At 64.4% G+C, this 13,112-nt stretch carries 13 protein-coding genes and 1 pseudogene; 4 read left to right on the top strand and 10 right to left on the bottom strand.

The genetic code is table 11. The features are described from left to right. Nucleotides 1-42 precede the first annotated feature (42 nt). From araD to AC0L2F_RS34050, 4 genes are read right to left on the bottom strand one after another with little or no spacing between them, the layout of a single operon-like run. The gene (gene araD, locus AC0L2F_RS34065) at nt 43-1,782 is read right to left on the bottom strand and encodes an L-arabinonate dehydratase (protein ID WP_473251332.1); all 1,740 of its coding nucleotides are present in this window, start codon (nt 1,780-1,782) and stop codon (nt 43-45) included. Further along, nucleotides 1,779-2,636 (bottom strand): ABC transporter permease, encoded by an 858-nt coding sequence (locus AC0L2F_RS34060; protein ID WP_473251331.1) that lies wholly within the window; start codon nt 2,634-2,636, stop codon nt 1,779-1,781. The genes araD and AC0L2F_RS34060 overlap by 4 nt, the downstream gene beginning before the upstream one ends. Nucleotides 2,637-2,647: 11 nt before the next feature. Next, nucleotides 2,648-3,409: an ABC transporter ATP-binding protein gene (locus tag AC0L2F_RS34055; protein ID WP_473251330.1), complete on the bottom strand. Its 762-nt coding sequence runs from the start codon at nt 3,407-3,409 to the stop codon at nt 2,648-2,650. Further along, nucleotides 3,409-4,428 (bottom strand): ABC transporter substrate-binding protein, encoded by a 1,020-nt coding sequence (locus AC0L2F_RS34050; protein ID WP_007604424.1) that lies wholly within the window; start codon nt 4,426-4,428, stop codon nt 3,409-3,411. Before AC0L2F_RS34050 ends, AC0L2F_RS34055 begins: the two co-directional genes overlap by 1 nt. Nucleotides 4,429-4,523: 95 nt before the next feature. Between AC0L2F_RS34050 and AC0L2F_RS34045 the strand changes: the two genes are divergently transcribed. The 3 genes from AC0L2F_RS34045 to AC0L2F_RS34035 all read left to right on the top strand — a co-directional run bounded on the left by AC0L2F_RS34045 (nt 4,524) and on the right by AC0L2F_RS34035 (nt 9,443). Then, nucleotides 4,524-5,240, top strand: coding sequence for a GntR family transcriptional regulator (locus AC0L2F_RS34045; RefSeq protein ID WP_473251329.1), 717 nt, complete (start codon nt 4,524-4,526; stop codon nt 5,238-5,240). Between the two features lie 200 nt (nt 5,241-5,440). Beyond that, entirely contained in the window at nt 5,441-5,869 is a 429-nt protein-coding gene (locus AC0L2F_RS34040) for a response regulator (RefSeq protein ID WP_473251328.1), read from the top strand. Beyond that, entirely contained in the window at nt 5,847-9,443 is a 3,597-nt protein-coding gene (locus AC0L2F_RS34035) for a PAS domain S-box protein (RefSeq protein WP_473251327.1), read from the top strand. Before AC0L2F_RS34040 ends, AC0L2F_RS34035 begins: the two co-directional genes overlap by 23 nt. Before the next feature lie 109 nt (nt 9,444-9,552). Here AC0L2F_RS34035 and AC0L2F_RS34030 read toward each other — a convergent pair whose 3' ends face one another. After that, nucleotides 9,553-10,188: a response regulator transcription factor gene (locus AC0L2F_RS34030; RefSeq protein WP_007604420.1), complete on the bottom strand. Its 636-nt coding sequence runs from the start codon at nt 10,186-10,188 to the stop codon at nt 9,553-9,555. Between the two features lie 231 nt (nt 10,189-10,419). On the opposite strand from AC0L2F_RS34030, the gene AC0L2F_RS34025 reads away from it, so the two are divergent. Further along, nucleotides 10,420-10,599, top strand: a complete 180-nt coding sequence (locus tag AC0L2F_RS34025) for a hypothetical protein (protein ID WP_473251326.1) — start codon at nt 10,420-10,422, stop codon at nt 10,597-10,599. Nucleotides 10,600-10,684: 85 nt separating this feature from the next. On the opposite strand, the gene AC0L2F_RS34020 is transcribed toward AC0L2F_RS34025, so the two are convergent. The 5 genes and pseudogenes from AC0L2F_RS34020 to AC0L2F_RS34000 all read right to left on the bottom strand — a co-directional run. After that, entirely contained in the window at nt 10,685-11,188 is a 504-nt protein-coding gene (locus tag AC0L2F_RS34020) for a response regulator (RefSeq protein WP_007604418.1), read from the bottom strand. Nucleotides 11,189-11,329: 141 nt separating this feature from the next. After that, nucleotides 11,330-11,647, bottom strand: a complete 318-nt coding sequence (locus AC0L2F_RS34015) for a hypothetical protein (RefSeq protein WP_007598957.1) — start codon at nt 11,645-11,647, stop codon at nt 11,330-11,332. 2 nt (nt 11,648-11,649) lie between these two features. Next, nucleotides 11,650-12,531 (bottom strand): CheR family methyltransferase, encoded by an 882-nt coding sequence (locus AC0L2F_RS34010; protein ID WP_106946758.1) that lies wholly within the window; start codon nt 12,529-12,531, stop codon nt 11,650-11,652. Between the two features lie 59 nt (nt 12,532-12,590). Next, the gene (locus AC0L2F_RS34005; protein ID WP_007604416.1) at nt 12,591-12,977 is read right to left on the bottom strand and encodes a response regulator; all 387 of its coding nucleotides are present in this window, start codon (nt 12,975-12,977) and stop codon (nt 12,591-12,593) included. A 31-nt stretch (nt 12,978-13,008) separates the two neighbouring features. Continuing rightward, nucleotides 13,009-13,112 (bottom strand): annotated as a pseudogene (locus AC0L2F_RS34000) (chemotaxis protein CheW); the annotation flags it as partial.

The raw sequence follows: 13,112 nt of genomic DNA, 5'->3' as shown, positions 1-13,112 counted from the left end.
TCCGGGCTCATCGCTTCGCGATGCCCCGGAATGACAGGGTCATCAGTAAATCGAGGGCTCGCCGATCGGCGCGCCGAAATCGGTCTCGAGGAAGTCGAAGTCGCAGCCGTCATTGGCCTGCTTGATGTGCTTGGTGAACATCCAGCCATAGCCGCGCTCGAAGCGGCGCTCGGGCTGCTTCCAGGCGGCACGGCGCTTTTCGAGCTCGGCCTCGGACACATCGAGATCGATGGTGCGGGCGGCGACGTCAAGCGTGATGCGGTCGCCGTTCCGCACCAGCGCCAGCGGCCCGCCGACATAGGATTCGGGGGCGACATGCAAAATGCAGGCGCCGTAGCTGGTGCCGCTCATGCGCGCATCCGAGATCCGCACCATGTCGCGCACGCCCTGCTTCACGAGCTTGGTCGGGATCGGCAGCATGCCCCATTCCGGCATGCCCGGCCCGCCCTGCGGCCCCGCGTTGCGCAAAATGAGAATGTGGTCCTCGGTGACGTCGAGATCGGGATCGTCCACCGCCTTCTTCATCGCGGGATAATCGTCGAACACCAGCGCGGGCCCGGTGTGCTTGAGGAAGCGCGGGGCGCAGGCGGAGGGCTTGATGACGCAGCCGTCGGGCGCGAGATTGCCCTTGAGCACGGCGAGAGCGCCCTCCTTGTAGATGGGATTGTCGATCGAGCGGATCACGTCGTCATTGTGGACCTCGGCGTGCGCGATGTTCTCGCCCAGCGTCTGGCCGGTGACGGTGATGCAGTCGAGATGCAGGTGCGGCTTGATCTGCCCCATCAGCGCCGGCAGGCCTCCGGCGTAGAAGAAGTCCTCCATCAGATAGGCGTCACCGCTCGGCCGCACATTGGCGATGACGGGCACCTTGCGGCTCGCAATCTCGAAATCGTCGAGGCCGATGTCGAGACCGGCGCGGCGGGCCTGCGCGATCAGATGGATGATCGCGTTGGTCGAACAGCCCATCGCCATCGCGACCGCGATCGCGTTCTCGAACGCCTTGCGGGTCTGGATCGTCTTCGGCGTCAGATCTTCCCAGACCATCTCGACGATGCGGCGGCCGCATTCGGAGGCCATGCGGATATGGTTGGCATCCGCGGCGGGAATCGAGGACGCGCCCGGCAGCGTCATGCCGATCGCCTCGGCAATCGCGGTCATGGTCGAGGCGGTGCCCATGGTCATGCAGGTGCCGTAGCTGCGCGCAATGCCGGCTTCGATATCGAGCCAGTCCTTGTCGGAGATCTTGCCGGCGCGCCGCTCGTCCCAATATTTCCAGCCGTCCGAGCCCGAGCCGAGAGTCTTGCCCTTCCAATTGCCGCGCAGCATCGGACCTGCCGGCAGATAGATCGCCGGGATGTTCATCGAGGTCGCACCCAGCAGCAGCGCCGGAGTGGTCTTGTCGCAGCCGCCCATCAGCACCACGCCGTCGACGGGATGGCTGCGCAGCAGCTCCTCGGCGTCCATCGCCAGCAGATTGCGATAGAGCATCGTGGTCGGCTTGAGCAGCGATTCCGACAGCGACAGTGCCGGCAGCTCCAGCGGCAGGCCGCCGGCCATCAGGATGCCGCGCTTGACGTCGTCGACGCGCGACTTGAAGTGCATGTGGCAGGGCTGCGCGTCCGACCAGGTGTTGAGGATCGCGATGATCGGGCGGTCCTTCCACTCCTCGGGCGCGTAGCCCATCTGCATGGCGCGGGAGCGGTGGCCGAACGAGCGGAGATCGTCGGGTGCGAACCAGCGCGCGCTGCGGAGCTGGTCGGGCGTTAGTTTCTTCTTGGTCATGATTGGGTGCCCCATTTCTGCACGGTGTTCCGCTCGATGGCGCGGAAGATCAGGTTCTCGACAAAAAGCCCGATGATGATCACCGTCAAGAGGCCGGCGAAGACCGCAGGTATGTCGAGGAGGTTGCGGTTTTCGAAGATGAACCAGCCGAGCCCGCCCTGCCCCGAGGACACACCGAACACCAACTCGGCCGCGATCAGCGTGCGCCAGGCGAAGGCCCAGCCAATCTTGAGGCCGGTCAGGATCGAGCCGAACGCGGCGGGGATGAGGATTTTCGCGACGTACGGCAATCCCCGAAGGCCGTAATTGCGCCCGACCATGCGCAGCGTGTTGGACACGCTCTTGAAGCCGGAATGGGTGTTGAGCGCAACCGGCCACAGCACCGAATGGATCAGCACAAACACCAGACTGCCGTTGCCGAGACCGAACCAGATCAACGCGAGCGGCAACAGCGCGATCGCCGGCAACGGATTGAACATCGCCGTCACAGTCTCGAGGAAATCGGTGCCGATACGCGTCGAGATCGCGAGCACGGTGAAGATCGCGGCGAGCGCGATGCCGGCCGAATAGCCCATGAACAGCACTTTCAGCGAAGCCCACGCCCGCATGGGAATCGTGCCGTCCTTGACGCGATCGTACATCGTGAGGACCGTGTCGTGCAGCGTCGGAAACAGCAGGGGATTGTCGAGGGCGAGGCCGTAGGCCTCCCAGACCGCCGCGAGGAACAGGATGATGACGGTCTTGCGGACAAACCCATCGTTCCACAACAGCTCGGGCACGCTCAGCTTGCGCTCGACTTCGGCTGCGCTGGCGGCGACCGGCGCCTCACGTAGCAGGATCCTGGCTTCGCCCATGATAGGCTCCCTCAATGCGCCGTGGCTTCGGCGGCGAACAGGAGATCGTGGATCTCCTTCTCGAGCCGGCCGGCACTGCCATCGTCATTCGAGACCTTGTCGACGTCCACCACTTCGGCCTTGACGCGGCCGGGATGCGGCGACAGCAGCAGGATGCGGTTGCCGATGCGAATCGCTTCCGCAATCGAGTGGGTCACGAACAGCACGGTGAATTTGGTCTCGCTCCAGAGCTGGAGCAGCTCGTCCTGACAGGTCCGGCGCGTGAGCGCGTCGAGCGCGGCGAACGGCTCGTCCATCAGCAGGATGTCGGGCTCCATTGCCATGCCGCGCGCGATCGCGACGCGCTGCTTCATGCCGCCGGAGAGCGTGTGCGGATAGGCATCGACGACGCGGGTCAGGCCGACCTTCTCGATATAGGCCCGCGCCCGCACCTCGGCGTCCTTGCGCGACAATTTTCGCGCGGTCAGCAGCGGAAACATCACGTTGGCCAGCACGCTCTTCCAGGGCAGCAGCTGGTCGGACTCCTGGAAGATCATCATGCGATCGGCGCCGGGACCGTGGATCTCGCGGTCGTTGATGGTCATGCGACCTTCGCTCGGCGCCATGTAGCCGCCGACGGCCTTGAGCAGGGTCGACTTGCCGCAGCCGGACGGCCCGAGCAGCACGAAGCGGTCGGACTTGTCGACGGTGAAGCTCACCCTTTCCGTGGCGGTGACGACGGCGTTGGAGGTCTTGTAACGCAGCGTCACGGAGCTGACGTCGAGCAGCGCCATCAGTTGCCCTTCAGATCGTGGGCGACGGGCAGATAGTAATCGGTCCAGGCCTTGGGCTGGGTCTTCAGCGTGCCCGTCTTGAACAGATGGGCGGCGAATTTCATCGTGCCCTGCGGTTCGAGATTCCACTCCATCATGCCAGGCTCCTTGAGCAGATCGAGCAGCTCTTCCACCGAGGTCTTGTCGCCGGTGATCTCCTTGTAGATCTCGACCGCCTGCTTGGTGTCGCTACGGATCAGATCCTGCGCCTCCTTGGTCGCATCACGCACGGCCTGGATGATTTTCGGGTTGGCATCGGCGAACTTCGTGGTGGTGAAGAACTGCGCCTGGCTGAGCGGGCCGCCCATCACGTCAGGCGACGACAGCACGACATGCGCACCCGGCACGTTCTTCAGCTCGAGGAACGTGAACGGCGGAATCGAGAAGTGGGTGTGCACCTCGTGCTTGGCGTTGGACAGCGCCGCATAGGCGTCGGGATGGCCGAGCTGCACCGTGTTGACGTCCAGCTTCGACCATTGGTCGGCGCCAAAGGCCTCGGCGGCGGCGATCTGGAGCACGATCGCCTGGGTCGAGACTTTGACGGTCGGCACCGCGATCTTGTCGCCGGGGCCGAAATCCCTGATCGACTTGATGTTGGCGTCGCGGCTGATCAGCGTCATCGGCTGCGCCGAGGTCGCGACGATGCCCTTGACGCCGCCGCGGGTGCGGTCCCACAGCAGCAGCAGATTGCCGGTGCCGGTGTTGAGGATGTCGACGCCGCCCGCGAGCAGCGCATCGGTCTGCGCACCGCCGCCGGAGAAGGTGACCCATTTGGTGGTGACACCCGCCACCCCGAGCTGGGCTGCATGCTTTTCGATCAGCTTCTGTTTTTCCATGACGTGGCTCGGCATGTAGAAAATGCCGGGCTGGCGCGACAGCGAGATCTCGGATTTTTGCTGCGCCGTCGCGGGCGAGGCCGTCAGCGCCGTTGCGGCGATCAGGGCGATGGCCGTGAGGCCGCACTGCAATTGCTTGATCATTGTTGTTCGTTTCCTCCGGCCGCCATTGACGAGCGATCGCGCTGATGCACTAATGTATTAGTGTATCGAAGGCAAGGCCGGCCGGAGCTCTTCGCATGGAACCAGCCCAACCCGCGCCCCGCGGCGCCGCCCGCCCCGGCGCGCGGCTCGACCGGGCCAGGCAGGCCGCACCGCAAGTGTTCGAGCGGCTGCGCAACGCCATTCTCGCGCTCGAATTGCCGCCGGGCTCGCCGCTGTCGCGCACGGATCTCGCCGCACAATTCGGCGTCAGCTCGACGCCGATCCGCGACGCCTTGATGCGGCTGGAGGAAGAAGGGCTGGTCGACGTGTTTCCGCAGCACGCCACCGTCGTCAGCCGGGTCGATGTCGGTCGGGCCGAGCAGGCCCATTTCCTGCGCCAGGCGCTGGAGCTCGAAATCGTCCGTCTGCTCGCGCAGCAGCACGGCGAAGCGCTGGTCATACGCCTCGACCACACGATCGCGCTCCAGCAGCAATGCGCCAAGGCCGGAGACTTCGAGAGCTTCATCGCCGGCGACAATGATTTTCATGCGCAGCTTTATGCCGCGGCCGGCAAGCAGGAACTCTGGACGCTGGTGCGCAGCCGCAGCGGACATATCGACCGGCTGCGCCGGCTGCATCTACCCTCACCCGGCAAGGCCCAGAACATCGTCCGCCACCACAAGCTGATCACGCGCGCGATCGAGGCCGGCGACGCCGATGCTGCGCAACAGCATCTGCGCAAGCACCTGTCGGGCACGTTGAGCGAGCTCGCCACGATCCGAAGCCACTATCCGGAATATTTGACCGACTAGGCCTATGGCGCGCGGTTGTCGCGAGTGCTTGTGCACGTCACCGTGCATAAGTTGGCGGCATCGTTTCGCCATTTGCGAGCAATCGTCGGATCGATGGCGAAGTGCTTGCAGGCCGGATGCAATCCGCGCAACAATTTCAGAGTTGATGGTTTGATTTGCGGTCGCTGGGAAGCCCCATCCGGCCCGGGAGGACACCAGACGTGGCCAACATCCTGATCGTGGATGACGATCCGGCCGTGCAGATGACGATCCGGCTTCTCCTGGAGAGGGCCGGTCATCACATCACCATCGCCGGAGATGGCCGCAAGGGACTTGCGCTGTTCGAGGCCAGCCAGTTCGACTTGCTGTTTCTCGACATCTTCATGCCCGGCATGGACGGCCTGGAGACGATGCGCCACATCCGGGCGCTGCAGCCGGCGATTCCGATCGTCGTCATTTCCGGCCGTTCGTTCACGCCGGATGCCCATGCGGAGCCGGACTTCCTCAGGATGGCGACCAAGCTCGGCGCGGTGGCGAGCCTACAGAAGCCGTTCCGGGCCGACACGCTGCTCGCCGCGGTCGCTGGCTGCCTGGACGCGGCGCGGGCCGCATCGGTGAGGAATCCGGATGTCAGCACCGGCCGCCGATGACAAGAACCTTCATTCTGTTCCAACCAAGCGCGGGCACGGCCATTCAGGACGCGGTGCAAATATCGCCATGACGCTCGCTACGCGGCTCGCCATCGCGATGATCCTGCTGGTGGCGGTCACCGTGGCCGCAGTCGGCTGGCTCGGCTATCGCAATATCACCCAGGCCGTCATTCCGCGGGTCCTGGAACGGATTGAAGCCCAGTCGAGCCTGCTGGCCACCCATCTTGAATCCTACGTTGCCGGCGCTCGCGGCGATCTGCTCGGTTATCGCTCCGCCGCGGCCATCAACGGCCTGATCCGTGCCCATATCGGTGGAGGCCTCCACGATGTCGACGGCGTTTCCGAGCAAACCTGGCGCGAGCGCATCGCTGCGCGGCTCGCAGCCGAGATCGACGCGAAACCGAGTTACGGGCAATTTCGAATCATCGGCCTTGACGACGACCAGCGCGAGCTGGTCCGCGTCGATCGCACCGGCCCGAACGGAACAGCACGGATTGTCCCCGACGGCGAACTGGAACGCAAGAACGACCGGACCTACTTCCGGGAGACGATTCAATTGGCGCCGGGCGACATCTATGTTTCGCCCGTCGATCTCGCCACGCGGCAGGGAGGGACCACGGACCCTCACATTCCGACGTTGCGCGTCGCGACGCCGCTGTTCACGCCTGATAGCAAGCCGTTCGGCATCATCATCGCCAATATCGACATGCGTCCTGCGCTCGACCGCGTCCGCTCGACCGCGAGCGCAGGAGGAGAAATCTATGTCGTGAATTCGCGTGGCGACTATCTTGTCCACCCTGATCGCGCGCGGGAATTCGGTGCATTGCTTGGCAACGCCAACGATTGGCGCCGAGACTTTCCTTTCTTTGCAGCCCGGGCCGGCCTGCCGCAAGGATCCACGCAGCTTACGAGCGACCAAGCGGGCCGGCCGAGTGGAGCGGCGATCGCACCGGTACTGCTGGCCGGCAAGGAGTGGTTGGCAGTCATCGAGACGGCCCCACCATCCGTGTTCAGTAGCGTTCCGGCGGCCATTCAAAAAACCTCCTCACTGGTCGGCCTGCTTGCTGTCCTTGCCGCAGCTTTGCTTGCGGTGCTGCTGGCGCGCTCATTGACGCGGCCGATCGGGCGTCTGACCGCGGCGGTGGAAGCGATCGGCAGCGGACGGCGCGCCGAGATTCCCGTCGATGCGAGCGGAGAGACAGGCGTGCTGGCGCGGGCATTCGCGCAAATGGTCGAAGAAACGAGAGCGAAGACGACCGCGCTTGAACGCGAGATCGAGGAGCATCGCCGCACCGAGGCCGCGCGAAGCCATCATGAAGCGCGCGAGCGATTGTTCAGCGCCGCCGTCGAATCCTCCGACGACGCGATCGTGATGCAATCGCTCGACGCCATCATCACCGGCTGGAATGCCGCCGCCGAGCGTCTCTACGGCTATCCGGCGAATGAGGCGATCGGGAAATCCACCTCGATCATCGTCCCACCCGACCGACGCGAGCAAGGCAAGGACTATTTGCAGCGGCTCGCCCGAGGTGAACCGATCGAACGCTTCGAGACGGTGCGCCTGCGCAAGGATGGCACGTCGGTCGAAATCTCACTCAGCCTGTCGCCGATCAGGGGCCCGTCTGGCGAGATCGTCGGCGCCTCCGGCACGGCGCGCAGCCTGACCGAGGCGCGGCGGGCCGAGCGGGCGCTGCAGCAGCAGCTCGAGGAACGGCGGCAGATCTTCGAGACCTCCCAGGATCTGATCATGGTGATGGACGCGCGCGGCCACATCGCGCAGATCAGTCCGAGCAGCGAGGCCATCCTCGGCTACCGGCCGGAGCAGATGATCGGTCGCAGCGGCGCCGATTTCATTCATCCGGACCACCTCGACCGGTCGCGCGACGAGATGCGCGCACTGCGGCGCGGCGAACGTCCGAGGCTCGCCGACACCCGCTGCTTCCACAAGAATGGCCACGAGGTCTGGCTGTCCTGGCTCGCCAGCTGGTCTGCCCAGGCCAAGCGCTACTTCTTTGTCGGGCGCGACATGACGGAGGCGAGGCTTGCACAGGAGTCCTTGCGGGAGAGCGAACAGCTGGCGCGCAACATTGTCGAGACCTCGCTCGATGCTTTCACCCAGACAGACCACACCGGGACCATCCTGAGTTGGAACTCGCAAGCCGAGAAGCTCTTCGGATGGACGCGTGAGGAGGCGATCGGCGAGGATGCGATCGAGCTTTTCGTCGCCCCCAGTGAGCGCGAAAGTGTCAGGGCCAGACTGAAGCTCTTTCTCGAATCCGAGCAACAATCGCTGGCCAATCCACGGCGCGACCTTTTGGTGCGGCGACGCGACGGCAAGGAGTTCAGGGCCGAGCTCAGCGTCACGGCGCTCCGGCGACGCGAAGGCGTTCTCTTCAATTCGTTCTACCGCGACCTGACCGACAAGATCGCGGCCGACGAGCGCATCCGCCAGGCCGAAAAGATGGAGGCGGTCGGCCAGCTCACCGGCGGCGTGGCGCACGATTTCAACAACATCCTCACCGTCATCACCGGCACGATCGAGATCCTGGCCGACGCGGTGGCCAAGGAGCCGGAGCTCGCCGCGATCACGAAGATGATCGACGAGGCCGCCGGGCGTGGCGCCGAGCTGACGCAGCATCTGCTGGCTTTTGCGCGCAAGCAGCCGCTCCAGCCGCGCGAAATCGACGTCAACGCGCTGATCATCGACACCGCGAAACTGTTGCGGCCGACGCTGGGCGAGCAGATCCATATCGAATCGGTGTTCGAGGACGAGAACTGCGTCGCGATCGTCGATCCCAGCCAGCTCACCACCGCGATCCTCAACCTCGCGCTCAATGCCCGCGACGCCATGCCGGGCGGCGGCAAGCTGATCGTGGAGACGGGCGCGGCCTATCTCGACGAGGTCTATGCCAACGTCAACGACGTCCCGCCGGGACACTACGTGCTGATCGCCGTGAGCGACACCGGCAGCGGAATTCCCGCCAACATGCTGGCCAGGGTGTTCGACCCCTTCTTCACCTCGAAGGGACCGGGCAAGGGCACCGGACTCGGGCTTTCGATGGTCTACGGCTTCATCAAGCAGTCAGCGGGCCACATCAAGATCTACAGCGAGGAAGACCACGGCACCACGATCAAGATGTATCTGCCGCCCGGCAAGACGCCGACGGTGGTCGGCGAGAGCGCGACGCCGGCGGCCATCGAGGGCGGACACGAGACGATCCTTGTGGTCGAGGACGACCGGCTGGTGCGCGACTACGTGCTGGCACAGCTGCATTCGCTCGGCTACGTCACCTTGCAGGCTGCGAACGCCGCGGAGGCGCTCGCAATCGTCGCCGCCGGAAAACCGTTCGACCTCCTGTTCACCGACGTCATCATGCCCGGCAAGATGAACGGACGGCAGCTCGCCGACGAACTGCAGAGAACGCGTCCCGATCTCCGGGTGCTCTACACGTCGGGCTATACCGAGAACGCGATCATCCATCACGGCCGGCTGGATTCGGGCGTTCTGCTGTTGGCGAAGCCCTATCGGAAATCGGATCTGGCACGGGCCATCCGCAAGGCGCTGAGCGGGTGATGTGAGGGGCCGTAGCCCGGATGGAGCGTAGCGCAATCCGGGACGTGTCTTGCCGTGGACACGGATCCCCGGATTTCGCTACGCTCCATCCGGGCTACTGCCGATAAATTTACGACGCGCGCTGCGCCGCGGTCATCACGATCCGGATCAGATCGGCGGCATTGCGCGCACCGAGCTTCTTCATGATGTTGGCGCGGTGGTCCTCGATGGTGCGCGGGCTGATGCCGAGCGTGCGGCCGGCTTCCTTGTTGGAAGCGCCGGCGGCGAACTGCTCGAGCACCTCGCGTTCCCTGCGCGTCAACGGCTCGCGCCCGGGGAAATGCAGCGAGCCGAACTTCGGCGCCGCGTTCTCCGACTGCCTGCGTGCATAGGCGCCGATCGCCTCGTCGAGCCGGCCGACGATCTCGCTGCCGCGGAACGGCTTCTCGATGAAGTCGAGCGCGCCGCTCTTGATGGCCCCGACCGCCATCGCGATATCGCCCTGCCCCGAGATCATGAAGATCGGTGCCGGATAGTCTTCGCCGTGCAGCTCATTGAGAATGTCGAGACCCGACTTGCCGGGAATGTGCACGTCGAGCAGGACCGCTGCAGGTGTGCGGCTTCGCGCGACAGAGAGCAATGCTGCGCCGTCCGCAAAACAGATCACCTCATAGCCCGCTGCCTTCAACACCATCGACAAGGTGTCGCGAACGGCAGCGTCGTCGTCGACCACGAAGATTTCACCGCGAGAGCTTTGTTCGGCCATGTGCCACACATCCGGTTGGCATGAAGGACTCGCGTCCGCCCCAACCGTTATGGCGTTCGGCGCGGATTCGGCCCACCGTATTTGTACGGGACATGGACTTAACGCACAAGTAGCGGCAAGGCGCCCAATTGCAGAGGACGGAGAATATCCATGCTAAATTGGGCCGCTACGCCGCCTCTCGTCGCAATGCCCGAAGTCGAGAGCCGTGAGCTGATTGCGGCTGACCTTCGCATGCTGATCTCGCAGATCGAGATCAGTATGCGCCGGACCGCCACAGCCATGGATCAAGAACACGGCAGCGATCCGGAAGGTTCCGCCGACGTTTTCGTGCTCGACGACGTCACACCCAGGTATGCCATCGCGATCGCCGCGCTCGACGCCTGCCGGGCGGGCCTTGGGCCACGCCGCTGAATGCCTGTCGGAAACTGGCAGCACGGTACAGATCGCGGTTGCTGCGGCGCGACGACCGCATTTCATCGCATGGCAGGCCCGCGGCTCAGGCGCGGTGCCGCTCCACGATCGCGTCGGTGGCGACACCACCCCAGGTGTGGATAGCCGGCAGGCCCATCGCGGTCTTGCTGAGATTGGCGAGGCTGATGCGCAATGCGGCCAGATCCAGCGGCTTGGGCAGGCTCTGGAGCTCGATCCCGACGGAACGGGCGAAGCTGCGGGCGGCGCTACGGCGCTTGCCGTCCATGCCGCTGATGACGATCACGGCGCCGCCAAATTTCGCCTTGGCCATCTCGCCCAGCACGTCGATGCCGTCGCCATCCTCCAGCAGGAGATCGAGTGTCACGCAGTCGAAGCGCGCAGTGCGGAGTTTTTCGATCGCTTCGGCCACGGACGGCGCCACGGTGACTTCGTGGCCGGCCTGCTTGGCCGCGACCGTGATCAGGCTGCGCTGGGTGGCGTCGTCATCGACCACCAGAAGCTGAAGTGCGCGACGCTCGGCGCCGTCGGGCAGGTTTGACGGGAGAGGGGAAAAAGAGCTTCTGGGCATTGCGGTATCCTGAGATTGAGACCGGCAATGCATACACGGCTCGCGCTTAGGCGACGTAAAGTCGCCGAGGCAAATTCAGTCGGATGTTTCAGCAAATGTGAACCAACTTCGCGGCAAACGGCGACGAGACGCAGGTGACGATCACGCCGCCTCGTCACGGCCACCGGCGGCGCCGCGCTTCTTCCGATTCTTGCCACGCAGGAATTGGATGTCCATTTCGACGCCGTTGACGCGCACCAGTTCACAGCGGCGGTAGGCAAGCCCGGTGGACGACAGCAGCAGGAAGAACTCCTTGAGGTTCAGGCCCTGAATGGAGCCTTCCACCGTCAGGATGGCGTCGGTATCGGAGATCGCGTTGAGCTTGCAGTCGCGGCGCCAGGTACCGTCGATGGCCATGATGCAGACATCATAGCCGCGACTGAACGTCACGCGTTCCGCGCCCTTGCCATCCTCGGCCATGCCTATCGTCCTGCCATGACCGCTACGCGTGGCGCGGCGCCGGCAAGCGCCGGCTTGGCGGCCGCGGCACGCGGGTCGTTCGGCTTGTAGAGACCGCGCCGCTCTGGAATTGGCCTGAACGTGTCGGTCAGTCCGACCACCGTTTCGGCCGCGCCCAGCACCAGGAAACCGTCTCCCTCGATCTGGCGAGCCAGGCGGTTGAAGATGTTGATCTTGGTGTCCTGATCGAAATAGATCAGCACGTTGCGGCAGAAGATGACGTCGAAGGTGCCGAGCTGAGCGAAATCGTGCAGCAGATTGAGCTGCCGGTGCTGGATCATCGCCCGCAGCTCGGGATTGATCTGCCAGGTCTCACCGGTCTGCTTGAAATATTTCATCAGCATCTGGATCGGCAGGCCGCGCTGCACTTCGAACTGGCTGTAGATGCCGGCCTTGGCCTTCTCGAGCACCTCCTGCGACAAATCGGTCGCGATGATCTCGACGCGCCAGCCGGTCAGGGCCGCACCCATCTCCTTCAGGCTCATCGCCAGCGAATAGGGCTCCTGCCCGGTCGAGCCGGCGGCGCACCAGATGCGCACGCTGCGGCGGCCGGCGCGGGCCTTGATGATCTCCGGCATGATGGTGTCGCGGAAATGATCGAACGGGACCTTGTCGCGAAAGAAGAAGGTCTCGTTGGTGGTCATCGCCTCGACCACGCTGGTGACGAGCGCGCCCGAGCCAGCGCCTTGCAGCTTCTGCACGAGCTCGCCGATGCCAGGGATCCCGGCCTTGCGCGCCAGCGGCAACAGCCGGCTTTCAATCAGATATTGCTTGTCTGCGGACAGATCGAGCCCGGAATGATCCCTCAGGAACTTACGCAGATACTCATACTCGGTCGGGGTCACTGATAGGCCTCTCGGAAGCTGTACTGGGAACACTCTGGCTAGAACACTCCGCCAGACACTCAGACCATGGCTTGCCCGACCGGGATCAAGCCGACTTCAGCGAATTTGTCGGCGATGATGTCTTTGTCGAAGGGCTTCATGATGTACTCGTTGGCGCCGCCGCTGAGCGCCTGAGCGATATGAGCCACGTTGTTTTCGGTGGTGCAGAACACGACCTTGGGCTCCTCGCCGCCCGGCAGGCGGCGCATGTGGCCCATGAACTCGAAGCCGTCCATCACCGGCATGTTCCAGTCCAGCAGCACCGCGTCCGGCAGCTTGTGCTGGCAGATCTCGAGCGCCTTGGAGCCGTCCTCGGCCTCCGTGACTTCGAATTCCAGGCCTTCCAGGATTCGGCGTGCGATCTTGCGCACGACGCTGGAATCATCGACCACCAAACACGTCTTCATTTCGGTTCTCCGGCTTCGATGTTTCTGGGGCTCACGCAGCCATTTGCACTTCGGTCTTGAGCTCGAGGACGCGGTCGACGTCGAGGACGACCATGAGCTGGCCGTCGAGACGGTGGACACCGCCGGCGAGCTTGG

The organism is Bradyrhizobium sp. Ken64, assembly GCF_055807555.1.
This window is presented reverse-complemented; position numbering and strand designations above follow the sequence as displayed.